We start from the raw sequence: 16553 nt of genomic DNA, 5'->3' as shown, positions 1-16553 counted from the left end.
AGCGGCGCGGAGTCAGCGCGCCGGGAGGTCAGGCCAACTCGTCTCGCTGGCGACCTGCCAGAGGTCGCGCAGATCGTCGGGGGGAGGAGCTTCGAGATGGAGCCGGGCGCCGCTTCCCGGGTGCGTCAGCTCCAGCCTCCAGGCATGCAGGGCCGGCCGGGTGAACGCACGCAGCGCCCCTCGGCGCGTGGGGTCGCGCACCGCCTTCCACCGCTCCTCTCCGTAGGTCGGATCGCCGACGATCGGCCAACCGCGATGTCGCAGGTGGACGCGGATCTGGTGCGTTCTGCCCGTTTCGATCCGGACCTCCAGAAGGGCGACGCCCCCGGCTCGCGCGATCGTTCGATAGTCGGTGACGGCCGCCCTGCCGCGAGCCACCACGGCCATCTCCTTGCGTCGCACCGGATGGCGGGCGATCGGCGCCTCGATCCGACCCGCAGCCGGCTCCGGGCAACCCCAGACCACGGCGAGATAGCGCTTGCCGATGCCGCGGGACGCGAACTGGCGGGTCAGGATCCGGTATGCCTCGGCGGTGCGCGAGACCACCAGGACACCGCTCGTCCCGATGTCGAGCCGATGGACGATCCCGGGTCGGCCCGGGCCGCCGACGCCGCTGATCTCCGGAAAGCGTTCGAGGAGATGATGGGCCAGGGTTCCTCGGCTTCGCCCCGCGCCGGGGTGAACGGCCAGGCCGGGCGGCTTGTCGACCGCCACCAGCCAGGAATCCTCGTACAGCAGGCGCAGGTCGCCGGCCTCGGGATCGATGCCGGCGCTCGGGGGCGGGGGAGGGGTCCAGCGGATCTCGGCGCCGGCGCGCAAGAGCTCCGAGGCACGCGCTGTCCGCGCGCCGATCTCGACCCGACCCTCGTCGATCCATCGCTGAACCTGGTTGCGCGGAACCTCGAGGGTGCGTGCCAGGAAACGGTCGAGCCGTTCGCCCTGCGCGTCGTCGGGGACGTCGAGGCGCCGGCGCTCGACCGCGGCCGCACCGGCCGGCGTCGCCGTGGCGTCCAGGTCTCTCGTCGTGGATTGGGTCAGGTGGCTACCTCGACTCCGTCGGGGGTCGACGGCCGGGTGGGCGAGCGAAAGGAATCGAGAACCAGCAGCACGAGGCCGATCGAGATCGCCATGTCGGCGACGTTGAAATCCGGCCAGTGGTAGGAGCCGAGATAGACCAGCAGGAAATCGGTGACGCCTCCGCTGACCAGGCGGTCGAGGAGGTTGCCGACCGCTCCGCCGAGCACGAGCGCGAGCGCTACGAGCAGCAGGCGTTCGTTCGCCGGCGTGCGCCAGAAGAACCAGGCGATGACGGTGAGCGCCGAAGCGCCGAGCAGGATCAGCCAGATCATCCCGCCCGAAGCCCCGTGGGCGGCGAGCATGCCGAAGGCCACGCCGGTGTTCCGAACGTGCGAGAGGTGGAAGACGCCGGGGATCACCGGTTGCGAGGTGAGCTCGGGAAGGTGGAGCTCTACCAGCCACTTCGTCCACTGGTCGAGGGCGAGGACGGCGAGCGAAACGAGCAGATAGCGTGCCTTCCTGGCCATCCCGCGGTGGGCGGTGGCGGTGGGCGGTGGAGCGGGCACGGGGGGCGGAACAGGGTCGGCGGACATCGCGGCGTCAGTCTCCATCGAGTGGCTCTCCTGGGCCTTCGAGAACGGCGACGGCGGCAGCCACCCCGGCGTCGTGGGTGATGGACAGGTGGATCCGGGCGACGCCCATCCGGTCGGCTCGACGACGGGCTTCGCCCTCCAGCCGCACCCGCGGTGCGCCGGAGGCGAGACGCTCGACGACTACCTGGCGAAAGGCGAGGCCTTCCGCCCATCCGGTTCCCAAGGCCTTGAGCACGGCCTCCTTGGCGGCGAAGAGCCCGGCGACGGTCTGTGCCTGACCCGCCGCGGAGCGTGAGCCGATTTCGAGCGGGTCGGCGATGCGCTCGACGAATCGCTCGCCGTGTCTGCCGAGCGCCGAGCGGACGCGATTCAGCTCGACGAGATCGAGTCCCACGCCGAGGATCCGGTTCATCCGTTCATCTTCACCCGTCACGAGGTCGACGATGGCGCGTCAGGACGCGAGCCCAGCCACTGCCGGAGCTCGTGAGCACCCCAGACGAGGTGGACGAGACCGAAGCCGGTGACGGCGCCACGACCCCAGGGAGAGAGCAGCGCCTGCCGGGCGAAGTTGGGGGCCAGGAGGATCCACGTCCGATCCCAGATGGGCATCCATGGCACGAAGGTCAGCAGCAGACCGGCCTCGACGCAGTAGAGCGCGAAGAGAAGCCGCACAAGAACGTCGAGGCGCATGCGGGCGGCATTCTATGCCGCCCGCGTCACCTGCGCCCGACCGGTCGATTCGCCCGGCGCTCAGTTCGAATCGGGAGGCGGCGGCGGAGCCGGGTCTCGATGGGGCGCCGACTCTCGGGGCGACGGCTCGCGATGGGGCGACCGTCCACGCTCCGGAGCGGATCCCGACGAGCTCGACGGGGAGGAAGGCTTCGACTCGACGACCGGCCGGCTTCGTCGGTCGTCCGTCGAGGTAGAGGACGTCGGACTCGAACTGCCGGAGCCGACCTGCCGGAAACCGTCGATGACCCGCCGCACGGGCGGTCGCTCGGAACCGGCCCACGGACCGCGGCTCCGATCGGGTGAGGCTGACGGCTGGACCGAGGGGTCCGGGGGTGTCACCGGACGCCGCCAGCTCGAGGTGTCGACGGGGTCGACCGAGGGGGGTGTCCAGCGACGCCGGTCGACGCGCTCCGAGGACCCGCGGACCTCGCCCGGGCTGCCGCTCGCCGGCTCGGCGGGTTGCCAGCGCGGAGCGTGCGGCACCGCCGCTTCCCCGAGGTCGGCCTCCGGTTGGTCGGCTCCGCGTCGCCGCCAGTTCTGGCGGCTGTCGTTCGTCACCTCGAGAGCGGTGGGCGGTTCGTCGGCCCGGGAAGGGTTCTGCGGCCGGAATCGCCCCGGACCGTGGCTGGGCGGATCGCTCGGCGACTCGACCGGGACCCCCGCGGGTTCGGTGCCGTTCGCCGGGGTGCCAGCCTCCACTCCCGTTCCCGTCGGCGGAAACCGCCGCGCCGGGCGAACCTCGAGCGCGCGCGGGCCCGCCAGGTCGTCGACGCGCGGAGCTCGCCACCCGGTGGAGTCCGAGGTCGCTGTCGGCGGCGTCCAGGGTTGAGCTCGGCGCGGCTCGCGCACGCCGCGCGTGGTGCCACCCGCCGCCGCACCGGTTTCGCCGACGCTCGGTTCGCCCTGCGGCGGTCGGTACGAGCGCCCGGCGCGATCGTCGCGCGTCCCCGTTTCGCGTCGCGGCGCCGGAGCGGTCGGATCGAGCAGTGCGCGGTCGTCGGCATCCCCCGTCCGATCGACGTAGATCCGGCGACGGAGCTCCGGAGTGATCTCCGGGCGACGCGCGATGAAGGCGGTGGCGTCCGGAAGCGGGTCGCCCGATCCTCCGGGGCGCCCCTTTTCGTCGGAGAGGAGCTCGCGGGGATCGCGGCCACCGCGCAGCCGCCGGGGGTCGAGTCCGCGGGTATCGGTCGTCAGGATGCCCCGTGGCAACGTTCTCGTGCCGATCTCGCGAGCGAAGTCGACGCCGCCTCGCCGGAAGCGGTCGCGGTGGTGGCGGTCGAAGAGGAGATGCGCCGGACCGAAGCTCCAGTCAGCATAAAGGTCGATGCCGCCCCCGACCGAGCCGTAGACGCCGAAGCGCAGGCCACGGCCTCGTCCGGCATGCCGATCATGTCGCGAGTAGTAGCCGACCGGGCACCAGCCGGCCCACTGGTCACCCCAGTACCAGTAGACCCAGGCCGGCGAGTAGGTGGTCCCGGGGAACCAGACCCAGCCGGTGCCGGGGACGAGATCCCAGGTTCCGTAGTGGTAGGGGACCCAGCCCCAGGGCTCGTTCGAAATCCAGGTGGCACCGCTCGGACTGTAGGCCCATCGCCCCTGCCAGTAGGGTCGCCAGCCGTCGTCGACCCGCGGCCGCCAGGCCCAGTCCTCGTCGACCGTCACCCACGTGCCGTAGTCGTCGAGGTTCGCCGAGGCGTAGGCGAGTCGGTCGTCGACGTAGCCGCTGCGACGCGTCGACCCTTCGTTCTCGAGGGCGCGTGCCCAGCGCTCGAAGGCATCGGCGGGTGGCGCGGAAACGAGTCTCGTCGTCGCCCAACTCGCGCCGGTGATGCGGGCCGCCTCGCCGGCGCGCAGGAGAGTCGAGCCGCGTTCGGTGGCGATCTCGACGAAGCCGCGCCGGACGACGACCTCGGAGGAGTCGCCGCCGAGGGTCGCCACCGAGAGGTCGCCGACGTCCTGGACGTAGACGGTGGCGTTGGGCAGGTCGATGCGCGGCAGTTCGTCTCCCTGGGCATTCTCGTCGACCGACAGTTGCAGTGTCCCGCCGGCAAGCTGGAGGCGAGTGGCACGATCCGTCGCGTCCGCGGAGAAGGCGACGGCGCGCAGGACCGCGGTCGAGCCGGCGTCGAGGCGGAGTCGGGTCCGGTCGGCGAGGACGACTTCGAGCCGAGAGCTCGCCGCGACGACGATCCGGTCACCGGTCAGCAGCGGCTGATTCAACTCGAGCGGTTCGGCGCCGTCGCCGCCGCTGGAGACGACGCTCGCCGAGCCGTCGAGCACCCGGACGTAGCTGTAACTCGTGTCCTCGGCGGCGGCCATCCCGGCCGCGAGCGCGCCGCTCAGGGCAATTGCAGTGAGGAGCCGTCGGTGGTTGCGCATGGTTGGATGCTCCCTTTCGCGTGAGGCTCGTCTGCTCATCGTCAACTGTCGTTAGCAAACGTCGGGCCAGGATCCCTGCCCGGCGCGGTGCGCCCCGTAGGCGTTGCAAGGCGAGCTGCGATATGTGACGCAAACCCTTGACGACGTGAGATTTGCACTGTTAGCCTCAGCCCCGCCGCAGGAGGGAGTGCTGTCGTGTTCAAGAAGCTTTTCGGCGGAGGCTCGGGCTCGCCGTCCGACGCGGAGTACACGATCGAGGACTTGATCGTCCTCGAACGCTATGACGACGCCGAAGCCCAGTTGCAGGCGAAGGTCAAGAAGAACCCGCACGACCTCTACGCTCACCTCAAGCTGGCGGAGATCCATGTCGTCCGCAAGCAGTGGCTGAAGGCGATCGACGAGTTCAGCTACGTCGCCGACTGCTACGCCGACGACGGTTTCTACGACAAGGGCATCGCCATTCTCGCCAAGGCCGCCAAGCTCGCCCCGCTCGACGAGGGCGTGCAAAAGAGGATTGCGCGACTGCAGGCCCTCAAGCGGCTCGAGCACAGCCGATCGTTCTTCATCGACGCGCTCGGGATGATGGCCAATCGCGCCGAGAGCCCGCTCGACCGGCTCTCGCCGGTCGAGATCCAGAGCATGTGGAAGCGCCTGGGTCCGACACGGTTCTTCCTGGCGCTGCCGGGCGAGCAGCTCAAGCGCCTCATCGCCGAGATGAGCTTCCGCACCTTCGCCGCCGGCCTGACGATCGCCTCGCGCCACGGGACCGATCGCGTGCTCTACCTGCTGGTCTCCGGCACCGTCGAGGCGATCCTCGAGCAGTCGCAGGGCGATCCGATCAGCCTGCGGAACTTCACCTCCGGGGATCTGCTGGGCGAATGGCCGTTGCTCGAGCAGCGGCCGTGGCCCGCCACGCTGTTGGCGCGTGACGAGGTCCAGACCCTGGTTCTCGGCCGTGAGGGCCTGGAGAAGGCCCTGCTCGGCAACCAGGACCCGCGTGGCCTGCTCGATGCCCTCCGCTCGCAGCGCAACGACCAGGAACTGGCGATGGCGATCCGCCGGCTCGAGGCGCCTCGCTGATGGCCGTGCGGCCGATCGTCCTCTTCCCGGATCCGGTCCTGCGCCTGCGCTGCCGCCCCGTCGAACGGTTCGACGCTGCGCTCGTCGAGCTGGTGAACGACCTGATCGAGACCTGTCATGCGGCTCCGGGGTTGGGGCTCGCGGCACCGCAGATCGGCGTCGACCTGAGAGTCGCCGTCGTCGACACCTCGGTCGGTGCCGACCCGACGGCGCTCCACGTGCTGGTCAATCCGCAGGTGGTGGAGCGCAACGGCGAGCAGGCCGACTCCGAGGGCTGCCTGTCGATTCCGGACTTGACCGAGCGGATCGAGCGCTCCGAGCGCGTGCTGGTGCGCGCTCTCGACGCGAACGGCCAGCCGGTCGAAATCGCCGGCGAGGGGCTGCTCGCACGCGCTCTCTGTCACGAGATCGACCACCTCGACGGTGTGTTGTTCATCGACTACCTCCGCGGCCTGCGCCGCGAGCTGATGCTGCGACGCCTGCGGCGGACCTTCGGCGAGTTCTCTCCGGCCGACGTTCCGCGCGCGCCGCTGCCGTTCTGACCCGGCTCGGCGCGGCCCGTTCGCGCGGAAAGGCTCTTCCAAGATGGCCAACCTGTCCTTCTTCAATACGCTCGGCCGACATCTCGAACCCTTCGCACCGATCGTCGCGGGCGAGGTCAAGCTCTACACCTGCGGCCCGACGGTCTACAGCCACGTCCACATCGGCAACCTCCGGACCTTCCTGTTCGAGGACCTGCTGCGCCGGACCCTCGAGCACTTCGGCTACCGCGTCCTCCACGTGATGAACCTCACCGACGTGGACGACAAGACGATCCGTGGTGCGCTGGAACACGGTGTGTCGCTCGCCGCCTACACCGCTCCCTACATCGAGTCCTTCTTCGCCGACCTCGACGCGCTGCACGTGCGGCGCGCCGAGATCTACCCGCGCGCCACCGCGCACGTGCCCGAGATGATCGCCCTGGTCGAGCAACTGATCGAGCGCGGCCATGCCTACGAGAGCGACGGCTCGGTCTGGTTCCGCATCGGGAGCGACGACGACTACGGGCGCCTTTCCGGTTTCGACCTCGCCGAAGCGAGGCGCGGCGACCGCGTGGCGAGCGACGAGTACGAGAAGGAGGACGTCCGGGACTTCGTGCTGTGGAAGGCCGCGAAAGCGGGTGAGCCGTCCTGGGATTCGCCCTGGGGCCCCGGCAGGCCCGGATGGCACATCGAGTGCTCGGCGATGAGCATGAAGTACCTCGGTGAGCGCCTCGACATCCACTGCGGCGGCGTCGACAACATCTTTCCCCATCACGAGAACGAGATCGCCCAGAGCGAGTCGGCCACCGGCGTGCCCTTCGTGCGGACGTGGATGCACTCCGAGCATCTCGTGGTCGACGGCGAGAAGATGTCGAAGTCGCTCGGCAACCAGTTCACCCTGGCCGATCTCTCGGCGCGCGGCTGTTCCCTGCGCGCCGTCCGCTACCTGATGCTCTCGGTGCACTACCGGCAGAAGCTGAATTTCACCTTCCCGGCGCTCGACGCGGCGTCGGCGGCGCTGCGCCGCATCGACGACTTCCGTTTCCGGCTCGCTCATGCCCCGGAGGCGGGAGCAGGCGACGCGGCCCTGGCCAACGCCTCGGCGGCGTTCGTCGAACGGTTCGACGCCTGCCTGATGGACGACCTGAACGCCGCCGGTGCGCTCGGCGCGCTATTCGACTGGGTTCGCGAGGGGAATTCGGCGATCGACCGCGGCCTCGGGGTCGGCGACCGCGAGCGCGCTCTCGCGTCGCTTGCTCGTGCCGAGGCGGTGTTCGGCGTTCTCGACGCGGCGAGTTGGAGCACTGGCGAGGAGGCCTCGGACGAGGCGGCCATCGTCGCTCTGGTGGAGGAGCGCGAGCAGGCCCGGCGCCGGCGGGACTGGGCTGCCGCGGATCGCCTGCGCGCCGAGCTCGACGCCCTCGCCGTGGTGGTCGAGGACACTCCGCAGGGGCCGCGCTGGAAGCGTCGATGAGCGGGAGTCTGCCGGAGTTCGAGCGACAGCCCCACCGCCGTGCCAAGGGCGGTGTCGCGGAGACGGAGGCGGCGAGCTACCTCGAGCGTTGCGGCTTTCGCATCCTTGCCCGGAACGTCGTCACCCATGCCGGCGAGATCGACCTCGTGGCGAGCGAGGGCGAGACGCTCTGCTTCGTCGAGGTGAAGGCGCGAGCGAGCGCTCGCTTCGGCCCGGCGATCGCCGCGATCGGTCGGGAGAAGCAGCGCCGGCTCGCCCGCGCCGCGTCGCTCTATCTGCTGCGGCACCCCTGGAGCGGCCCCTGTCGCTTCGATGCCCTCGGCCTCGATGCGGGTCCGCACGGGTGGACCATCACGTTGGTGCGAGATGCCTTCCAGGTCGCCGCGACGTCTTGACAGCCCGCGGCGTCGCCACTAAGCTTCGGCGTCGATGGGCGGGAATAGCTCAGTGGTAGAGCACAACCTTGCCAAGGTTGGGGTCGCGGGTTCAAGTCCCGTTTCCCGCTCCAAATTCTGTTGATCCTCGCCGTCGTCGGCCTCCGGTCGTGGACGGCGTGAAGTTGCCAAGGCCGCCTTGCGCGGCCTTCCGTTCTTTGGGCGACGTAGCCAAGTGGTAAGGCAAGGGTCTGCAAAACCCTCATTCGTCGGTTCGATTCCGACCGTCGCCTCCAGGTTCTTCCTTCCCCCTCCGCCAGCGTTTCTGTCCTTCTCCCGCGATTGCGCTCGCCGCGCAGCCGTGGGCTCGCCTTTCGGGTAGCATGCCGGGAACGCCGGAGTGGCGAAACGGCAGACGCAGGGGACTTAAAATCCTCCGCCCTCGGGGCGTGCGGGTTCGAATCCCGCCTCCGGCAGGCCGCGCTTGCTCGCCCCTTTCCTCTCGGACAGAATCGCAGCTCGCTTCCCGCCCGGCTCCTCGATGATCGAAACGCTCCAGTCGCCCAAGTCGCTGCCGCAGAGCGAGGAGTCCGAACGCGCCGTGCTCGCCGCGGTGATGCTCGATCCGCGTCTGCTGCCGACCGTTTCGGCGCGGATGCAGGTCGAGGACTTCTACCACGAGCGGCACCGACTGATCTTCCAGGCGATGCTCGACCTGCAGGAGCAGCAGGTCGGCGTCGACCTGCGGACCGTGCAGGCGAAGCTCGAGCAGGCGGCGCGACTCGAGGCAGCTGGCGGTCTGGCCTACATCGCGACGCTGGAGATCGATCTACCCGATCTTGGTCGCTTCGAGCAGTACGTCGAGATCGTCAAGGAACGATCGGTGCGACGGCAACTGATCGAAACCTGCCGCTCGATCACCCGCGACTGCCTCGACGGGGGTGTCCAGGCGCAGGAGGCTCTCGGCAAGGCGGAGCAGGCGGTCCTGTCGCTCGGCGAGCAGGCGCTGAAGCGAGGATTCGTGCCGTTCGCCAAGGTGGTGGAGGAAACCCTCGAGATGCTCGAGGAGCGTCCCGGCACGGCGCTCATCGGTCTGCCCACCGGATTCGTCGACCTCGACCGGATGACCCACGGGCTCAATCGCGGCAACCTGATCATCCTCGCCGGCCGGCCCGGCATGGGCAAGACCAGCTTCGCGTTGAACATCGCCCAGCACGTGGCGATCCGCCAGAACAAGACGGTGGGCGTCTTCTCGCTCGAAATGGGACAGCAGGAGCTGGCACTGCGCATCCTCTGCTCGGAGGCCGACGTCCAGTTCAGCCGGTTGCGCGCCGGCCACCTCTCGCAGCAGCAGTGGACGAAGGTCATCCAGACGATGCGGACGATTCAGCGCGCCCCGCTGTTCATCGACGACTCGGCGAGCCCGACCATCCTCGAGGTCGCGTCGAAGGCGCGCCGGCTCAAGGCGGAAAAGCAGCTCGAGCTGGTGATCATCGACTACCTCCAGCTGATGCAGGCAGGTGGACGCTACGAGAACCGCACCCTCGAGGTGGCGGCGATCACGCGTTCGCTCAAGCAGCTCGCCAAGGAGCTCGACCTGCCGGTAGTGGCGCTTTCTCAGCTTTCGCGCGCCCCGGAGCGGCGCGGCGCCGAACACCGCCCGCAGCTCTCCGACCTGCGCGAAAGCGGTTCGATCGAGCAGGACGCCGACCTCGTCGCCTTCGTCTTTCGCGAGGAGATCTACAACGACGATCCGGCGGTCAAGGGGCTGGCCGAGTTGATCGTCGCCAAGCATCGCAACGGGATGACCGGCACCGTGCCGCTCGTCTTCCTCGGCGAGACCACCCGTTTCCTCAGCCGCGATTCCCATGCCATGCCCGCCGCCTGAGCGTGCCTCCGTCCTCGCGGAGGCGCTGCGCCCGGCCTGGCTGAGCGTCGATCTCGACGCCCTGCGGGCGAACCTCGGCTGGCTCTCGCAACGCACCGGCGGCGCCGCGCGGATGGCGGTGGTGAAGGCCAACGCCTACGGCCACGGCGCGGTCGAGGTATCGCGCGCCCTCACCGCGGCAGGGGTCGAGTGGCTCTCCGTGGCGATGCTCGAAGAGGCGGTCGAGCTGCGGCGCGCCGGCCTCGAGAGCCCGATCCTCGTCTTCGGCGCACTTCGCCCCGCGCAGTTGCCGCTGGTGCGGAAGTACCGGGTCACGCCGTCGGTCGTCAGCCTCGAGCAGCTCGCGATGTGGCGCGAAGCGGCGCCGTCGCTCGGTCCGGTCGAGCTGCACCTCAAGGTCGACACCGGCATGACCCGCCTGGGGATCGACATCAAGGAGATGGGCGAGGCGCTGGCGATCTTGCGGGGAGCGCCGCTGCTGCGGCTGACCGGGCTGATGTCCCACTTCGCCGACGCCGACGATCTGACCAGCGTGCGGACGGCGGACCAGGAGCGGCGTTTCGACGACCTCGTCGGTGCCCTCGATCCGTCGCTGCGCGTCGGCCTGCTGACGCACCTCGCCAACAGCGGGGGAGTGCTCCACCGTCCGGCGGGGACCCGGGGTCTCGTCCGGCTCGGCCTCTCGCTCTACGGCGTGGACCCGGCGCGGCAGATCCGCGATCTGGTCCCCGTCCTCTCGCTCGCGGCGGAGATCACGCTCGTTCGGGAGGTGCCCGCCGGCACGCGAGTGGGCTACGGCGGGCGATGGACGGCTGCCCGGCCCTCGAGGTTGGCGATCGTCCCGGTCGGCTATGCGGACGGCTATCCGTGGCGGCTCGGGGCGGGAAGCGAGGCGCTCGTCGCAGGCCAGCGGGTGCCGCTCGCCGGGTCGGTGTCGATGGACATGCTCGCCGTCGACGTGACGGGTACCGGGGCAACGGTCGGCGACCCCGTCGTGTTGCTGGGGTGCCAGGGCGAGGCGACGATCTCCGTCGTCGAGCTCGCCGACCGGGTGGGGACGATCCCCTATGAGATCCTCTGCCTGCTCGGGCTGCGGCTCCCGCGGCGCTACCTCACCGCCGGACGGTGTCTTGCCGAGTGCTCGCCGCTGCTGCCTGGAGGAGGACGATGAGCTATTTCACCGAGAAGATCGAACAGTTCTTCCTCGAAGTCGGGCGGTTCTTCGTCATCCTCTGGCGCGTCGTCGCCTGGACCTTTCGTCCGCCCTACGACCTGCGACAGTTGCTGAACCAGATGACCCGGGTGGGAATCGACTCGGTCCCGGTCGTCATGCTGACCGCCGTCTTCACCGGCATGGTCATGGCACTCCAGACCTTCTCGACGCTCAAGCGGTTCAACGCCGAGGGGTACGTCGGCTCGCTGGTCGCCCTGTCGATGGTGCGCGAGCTCTCGCCGGTGCTCTCGGCGCTGATCATGGCCGGCCGCTGCGGCTCGGCGATGGGCGCCGAGCTCGGGACGATGCGGGTTACCGAGCAGATCGATGCTCTCGAGGTCCAGGCGACGGATCCGATCCACTACCTGATGGTGCCGCGCGTCTGGGCGACGACGATCATGCTGCCGATGCTCGTCGGCCTCGCCAACGCGGTCGGCATCGCCGGCGGCTACGTCGTCTCGGTCATCCTGTTCGGCGCCAACCCGGTGACCTACCTCGACAACACCTTCCAGTTCATGGACTACGACGACGTCACCTCGGGACTCATCAAGGCCGCGGTGTTCGGTGCGCTGATCGCGCTGGTCGGCTGTCAGAAGGGGTACTTCACCACCGGCGGGGCCGAGGGCGTCGGACGCTCGACGACGCGGGCGGTCGTCCTGGCGTCGATCGCCATCCTGATCTCCGACTTCTTCCTCACCAAGCTGCTCTACTGACATGACCGTACCTGGAAACGTGCAGATCCGCCTGCGGGGCGTCACCAAGAGCTTCGGCGAGCGCCGTGTCCTCGATGGCCTCGACCTCGACGTCTACGAAGGCGAGTCCCTGGTGGTCATCGGCGGCTCAGGCACCGGCAAGAGCGTGCTGCTCAAGCACATCATCGGGCTGTTGGCGCCCGATGCGGGGACCGTCGAGGTCGACGGCGTCCGCATCCACGACCTCGACTATCGGCAGATGCCGGAGTTCCGGCGGCGCTTCGGCATGGCGTTCCAGGAAGGGGCGCTCTTCGACTCGATGAACGTCTGGGAGAACGTCGCCTTCCCCCTGCGCCGCGCCCGCTGGGAGCGCGAGCGCATCGCCGCACGGGTCGCCGAATGTCTGGAGATGGTCCATCTCGAGGGCGCCGAGCGCAAGATGCCGTCCCAGCTCTCCGGCGGCATGCGGCGGCGCGTCGGCTTCGCGCGCGCCATCGCGCTCGGGCCGCGCATCCTCCTGTTCGACGAGCCGACCACCGGACTCGATCCGGTGATCAAGGCGGTGATCGACCAGGTGATCGTCGACGTGCGCAAGCGACTCGGCTCGACGACGGTGACCATCTCGCACGACATGAAGAGCACCTTCCGCATTGCCGACCGCATCGGCATGCTCTACCAGGGTCACATCATCGCCATCGGCACCCCGGACGAGATCCGCGGCTGTGCGGACCCGCGCGTCCAGCAGTTCATCGAAGGGCGGGCCGACGGCCCGCTCTCCGACTAGGGTTCGAGGAGGAACGCTTCCATGCCACAGGCCGTTCGCGTCGGCATCTTCATGACTCTCTGCCTGGTCGTCGTCGCCTGGCTGATCATGCGCATCGAGGACATCCACCTGTGGGGCGAGAAGGGGCAGCGCTACGACGCCATCTTCGACTCGGTGGCCGGGCTCGACGACAAGGCGGCGGTGCGCATCGCCGGCGTGCGGATCGGACGGGTCGACGGCATCCGCCTCGAATCGCGGCGGGCGCGCGTGTCGCTGTTGCTCGACAGCGGGATCGTCCTCGGCGAGGGGACGCGCGCCGCCATTGCCAACATGGGGCTGCTCGGAGACAAGTACGTCGAGCTCGACCCGGGCCCTGACGGCGCTCCGCGTCTCGCGCCGGGCGCGACGCTTCCGGGCGACACGCCGTTCTCGTTCGATCAGGCGATGGCCAAGCTCAACGAGGTGGGGGACTCGATCAAGTCGGTGACCTCGTCGCTGACCGGTGGCCCCGGCGGGTCGGGCGGTGCCGGGATCGGCGACCTGGTGGCGAGTCTCAAGCAGACCGCCGACGAGATCCGCGCCCTGGTGGCCGCCAACCGCGAGTCGGTCACGGGGACGGTGCGCAACTTCGAGAAGTTCAGCGCCACGCTGGCCACCGACCTGCCGCGCCTCTCGGCCCAGATCGAGCGGGTGCTCGCCCAGGTCGAGGCGGTGGTCGCCGACAATCGGGGCAACCTGAAGGACTCGATGGCCAACATCAAGGACCTCACGACGCGGGTCCAGACGTCGGTCGACAACCTCAACGACATCACCGGCAAGATCTCGCGCGGCGAAGGGACGATCGGCAAGCTGGTCAACAGCGACCAGGCGCACAACGAACTGGTGTCGGCGCTCGGCAGCGTCGAGAAGGGCGTCAACTCGCTGACCGACACCCTCGGCCGGGTGCAGAAGCTCAAGCTCGACCTGGGGATGGAGGGGATCTACCTCGAAGGTCTCGAGGATTCGCGCACCGCCTTCCGCGTCGACGTCAAACCGCAGGGTGAAGAGAGTCCGCGGCTCTATCGCGTCGAGCTGGTAAGCGATCCGCGAGGGCGCCTCTACGACAAGACCGAGACCGTCACGGTCACCCACCCGGACGGCACCAGCGAGACCACGACCTCGCAGCGCGTGACGCGCGACCGGCGGCGCAACGGCGTGTCCGCGCTCTTCGGCCTGCCCTTCGCCGAACGCCGCGGCACGCTCTGGGCGGGCATGATCGAGTCGACCGGCGGCGTGCGTGCCGACTACGGCGTCATCGACCGCAAGCTCCTGCTCTCCTTCGAAGCGTTCGACTTCTCGCGCGAGAACAACCTCGACCCGCACTTGCGGCTGACGACGACCTGGCGCTTCCATCCCAACCTGTACCTGATGGGCGGGTACGACGACTTCCTCGCCAAGGAGTACAAGTCGTTCTTCGTCGGCGGCGGCATCACCTGGACCGACGACGACCTGAAGTATCTGCTCGGCTCCGTGCCGAAGTTCTGACGCGGGACGGTGCGGTGGCCGCTTCTCACACGGTCTACGTCTGCCAGGCTTGCGGCCACCAGTCGGCCAAGTGGCTGGGACGCTGCCCGGAGTGCGACCACTGGGGAGGGCTCGTCGAGGAGGTGCGCCTCGCTCCGGCCAAGACGGCGAAGGGCCGGGCGGCCGTCGGTGGCGGTGCGCGAGTGCAGGCCCTGAGCGAGGTGGAGCAGGACTCCGTCGTGCGATTCGCCAGTGGGATCCCGTTGCTCGATCGCGTGCTCGGGGGGGGCATCGTCTCGGGCGGCGTCGTTCTGCTCGCCGGCGAGCCGGGAATCGGCAAGTCGACGCTTCTGCTCCAGGTGGCCGACGCGCTCGCGCGCGAGGGCCTGACGACACTCTACGCCTCGGCCGAGGAGTCGCCGCGCCAGTTGCGCCTGCGCGCCGAGCGGCTCGGCTGTGCGGCATCCGGAGTCCTGGTTGCCGGCGAGACGGGGCTCGAGCCCCTGCTCGCGGCGGTCGAGTCGCAGGGGCCGCGGGTGCTGCTCGTCGACTCGATCCAGGCGCTGCGAAGCGCCGAGCTCGACAGCCCGCCGGGCTCGGTCGGCCAGGTGCGCCACTGTGCCAACCGGCTGGTCGAGCTCGCCAAGCGCTCCGGCGTCGCCCTCTTCCTCGTCGGACACGTGACGAAGGAGGGGACGATCGCCGGCCCGAAGTCGCTCGAGCATCTCGTCGACACGGTGCTCTCGTTCGAGGGCGAGCACACCGGCGAGTACCGCTTGGTGCGGGCGACGAAGAACCGCTTCGGTCCGACCGGAGAGGTGGCGCTCTTCGAGATGCACGACGCCGGCCTGATCCCGCTCGCCGACGCCTCCCGGGTCCTTCTCGCACGGCGGCGGCAAGGGGCCCCGGGGTCGGCCGTCGCGGCCTGCCTGCAGGGCGCCCGGCCGCTGCTGGTCGAAGTCCAGGCGCTGGTCGTGCCGACGAGCTTCCCGGCGCCGCGGCGGATGGCGGTGGGGCTCGACACGAATCGCACGATCCTCCTCGTGGCCGTGCTCGAGCGCTTCGCCGATCTCGGCCTGGCCGACCGCGACGTCTTCCTCAACGTCGTCGGTGGGCTCTCGCTGCGCGAGCCGGCGACCGATCTCGCCGTCTCGGCGGCGCTGGCCTCGGCGGTGAGTGGTCGAGCCCTGCCCGCCGATGCCGTCTTTCTCGGCGAGGTCGGTCTGCTCGGCGAGGTGCGGCCGGTCTCGCAGATCGAGGCGAGGTTGCGCGAAGCCGCCGCCCTGACGTTTCGCCGCGCCTTCCTGCCGAAGGGCAGCGCGCCGGGCAAGCCGCCGGTCGGGATCCGGATCGTCGAGGTCGAGGATGTCGGCGAAATGGTTGCCCGGGTCTGGGCGACCTGACCCGCGTGGCGCTCAGAGTGCGGGTGGGTGTCCGGTGAGGCGCTGGAACGCCTCGACGTAGCGCGCCAGCGTTCCGGCGACGACTTCGGCCGGCAGCTCCGGCGGTGTCGACTCGCGATCCCAGCCGCTGGCGTCGAGCCAATTGCGGACGTACTGCTTGTCGTAGGAGACCGGCTCGTCGCCGGGTCGCCAGGAGGCTGCCTCCCAGTAGCGTGACGAGTCGGGGGTCAGCGCCTCGTCGACCAGGAGGAGCTCGCCGCCGACCAGGCCGAGCTCGAACTTGGTGTCGGCGAGGATCAACCCGCGGGACTCGGCGTGCGCCGCGGCCGTGCGGTAGAGGTCGAGGGTCACGGCGCGCAACCGCTCGGCGAGGGGCCGGCCGATCGCCTCAGCTACGACGGAGAAGTCGACGTTCTCGTCGTGTCCGGTCTCGGCCTTGGTCGCTGGCGTGAAGATCGGTTCGGGGAGGCGGCTGGCGCGGGTCAGTCCGTCCGGGAGAGCGACACCGCAGATCGCCCCGCCATCCTGGTATTCGCGGAAGGCGCTGCCGGCAAGGTAGCCGCGCGCGACGCACTCGAACGGCACGACAGCTGCTTTGCGGACGACGACGGCGCGGCCGCGAAGGAGCGCCGCGTGAGGTCGCAGCACGGCAGGGAATCGCTCCGGGTCTGTGGCGACGAGGTGGTTGCCGACGACCCCGGTGAGCCGCGCGAACCAGTCGTTGGAAAGCTGGTTGAGGATCTTCCCCTTGCCGGGGATCCCGGGGCGCAGCACGTGGTCGTAGGCCGAGAGCCGGTCGCTGGCGACGATCAGCAGCTCGTCTCCCAGATCGTAGACGTCACGCACCTTCCCCCGCTTCGGTGGCGGAAGCCCGGGGAGGTCGGTCTGCCAGAGCGCGGCGTCGGTGCTCATCGCGGC

General features: G+C 69.7%; 16 protein-coding genes and 3 tRNA genes. 13 read left to right on the top strand and 6 right to left on the bottom strand.

Annotation, left to right across the window (positions count from 1 at the left end; translation table 11 throughout):
• Window positions 1-12: 12 nt before the first annotated feature.
• The 5 genes from IPJ17_15195 to IPJ17_15175 form a co-directional block, all read right to left on the bottom strand.
• Complete coding sequence (locus IPJ17_15195; protein ID QQR76194.1) at window positions 13-1014, bottom strand: RluA family pseudouridine synthase; 1002 nt, start codon at window positions 1012-1014, stop codon at window positions 13-15.
• Between the two features lie 20 nt (window positions 1015-1034).
• A complete protein-coding gene (gene lspA, locus IPJ17_15190; GenBank protein ID QQR76193.1) occupies window positions 1035-1544 on the bottom strand; it encodes a signal peptidase II in 510 nt (169 codons plus the stop codon).
• 73 nt (window positions 1545-1617) lie between these two features.
• On the bottom strand, window positions 1618-2022 hold the full coding sequence (gene acpS / locus IPJ17_15185) for a holo-ACP synthase (GenBank protein QQR72826.1): 405 nt from the start codon (window positions 2020-2022) through the stop codon (window positions 1618-1620).
• 17 nt (window positions 2023-2039) lie between these two features.
• The gene (locus tag IPJ17_15180) at window positions 2040-2300 is read right to left on the bottom strand and encodes a hypothetical protein (GenBank protein QQR72825.1); all 261 of its coding nucleotides are present in this window, start codon (window positions 2298-2300) and stop codon (window positions 2040-2042) included.
• 60 nt (window positions 2301-2360) lie between these two features.
• Entirely contained in the window at window positions 2361-4724 is a 2364-nt protein-coding gene (locus IPJ17_15175; GenBank protein QQR72824.1) for a FecR domain-containing protein, read from the bottom strand.
• Between the two features lie 195 nt (window positions 4725-4919).
• Between IPJ17_15175 and IPJ17_15170 the strand changes: the two genes are divergently transcribed.
• From IPJ17_15170 to radA, 13 genes are all read left to right on the top strand, one after another.
• Window positions 4920-5804, top strand: coding sequence for a cyclic nucleotide-binding domain-containing protein (locus IPJ17_15170; protein ID QQR72823.1), 885 nt, complete (start codon window positions 4920-4922; stop codon window positions 5802-5804).
• Entirely contained in the window at window positions 5804-6346 is a 543-nt protein-coding gene (gene def, locus IPJ17_15165) for a peptide deformylase (GenBank protein ID QQR72822.1), read from the top strand. Before IPJ17_15170 ends, def begins: the two co-directional genes overlap by 1 nt.
• 43 nt (window positions 6347-6389) lie before the next feature.
• Window positions 6390-7799 (top strand): cysteine--tRNA ligase, encoded by a 1410-nt coding sequence (locus tag IPJ17_15160; protein ID QQR72821.1) that lies wholly within the window; start codon window positions 6390-6392, stop codon window positions 7797-7799.
• Window positions 7796-8194 carry a YraN family protein gene (locus IPJ17_15155; protein QQR72820.1) on the top strand — a complete coding sequence of 133 codons (399 nt, stop codon included), beginning with the start codon at window positions 7796-7798 and terminating at the stop codon, window positions 8192-8194. The genes IPJ17_15160 and IPJ17_15155 overlap by 4 nt, the downstream gene beginning before the upstream one ends.
• Before the next feature lie 38 nt (window positions 8195-8232).
• Window positions 8233-8307: transfer RNA gene (locus tag IPJ17_15150), tRNA-Gly, on the top strand.
• A gap of 87 nt (window positions 8308-8394) precedes the next feature.
• A tRNA-Cys gene (locus IPJ17_15145) sits at window positions 8395-8469 on the top strand.
• A 98-nt stretch (window positions 8470-8567) separates the two neighbouring features.
• Window positions 8568-8649, top strand: a tRNA-Leu gene (locus IPJ17_15140).
• Window positions 8650-8714: 65 nt separating this feature from the next.
• Window positions 8715-10061 (top strand): replicative DNA helicase, encoded by a 1347-nt coding sequence (gene dnaB / locus IPJ17_15135; GenBank protein QQR72819.1) that lies wholly within the window; start codon window positions 8715-8717, stop codon window positions 10059-10061.
• Window positions 10042-11232, top strand: a complete 1191-nt coding sequence (gene alr, locus IPJ17_15130; GenBank protein QQR72818.1) for an alanine racemase — start codon at window positions 10042-10044, stop codon at window positions 11230-11232. The genes dnaB and alr overlap by 20 nt, the downstream gene beginning before the upstream one ends.
• Window positions 11229-11987 carry an ABC transporter permease gene (locus IPJ17_15125; GenBank protein ID QQR72817.1) on the top strand — a complete coding sequence of 253 codons (759 nt, stop codon included), beginning with the start codon at window positions 11229-11231 and terminating at the stop codon, window positions 11985-11987. The genes alr and IPJ17_15125 overlap by 4 nt, the downstream gene beginning before the upstream one ends.
• Before the next feature lies 1 nt (window position 11988).
• Window positions 11989-12750 carry an ABC transporter ATP-binding protein gene (locus IPJ17_15120; GenBank protein ID QQR72816.1) on the top strand — a complete coding sequence of 254 codons (762 nt, stop codon included), beginning with the start codon at window positions 11989-11991 and terminating at the stop codon, window positions 12748-12750.
• A 21-nt stretch (window positions 12751-12771) separates the two neighbouring features.
• Window positions 12772-14253, top strand: coding sequence for an MCE family protein (locus IPJ17_15115; protein ID QQR72815.1), 1482 nt, complete (start codon window positions 12772-12774; stop codon window positions 14251-14253).
• Between the two features lie 14 nt (window positions 14254-14267).
• Entirely contained in the window at window positions 14268-15635 is a 1368-nt protein-coding gene (radA, locus tag IPJ17_15110) for a DNA repair protein RadA (GenBank protein QQR72814.1), read from the top strand.
• 12 nt (window positions 15636-15647) lie between these two features.
• On the opposite strand, the gene IPJ17_15105 is transcribed toward radA, so the two are convergent.
• Window positions 15648-16547: a phosphoribosylaminoimidazolesuccinocarboxamide synthase gene (locus tag IPJ17_15105; GenBank protein QQR72813.1), complete on the bottom strand. Its 900-nt coding sequence runs from the start codon at window positions 16545-16547 to the stop codon at window positions 15648-15650.
• Window positions 16548-16553 lie beyond the last annotated feature (6 nt).

This window comes from Holophagales bacterium, from assembly GCA_016699405.1.
Classification (GTDB): Bacteria; Acidobacteriota; Thermoanaerobaculia; order Multivoradales; family JAGPDF01; genus JAAYLR01.
This window is presented reverse-complemented; position numbering and strand designations above follow the sequence as displayed.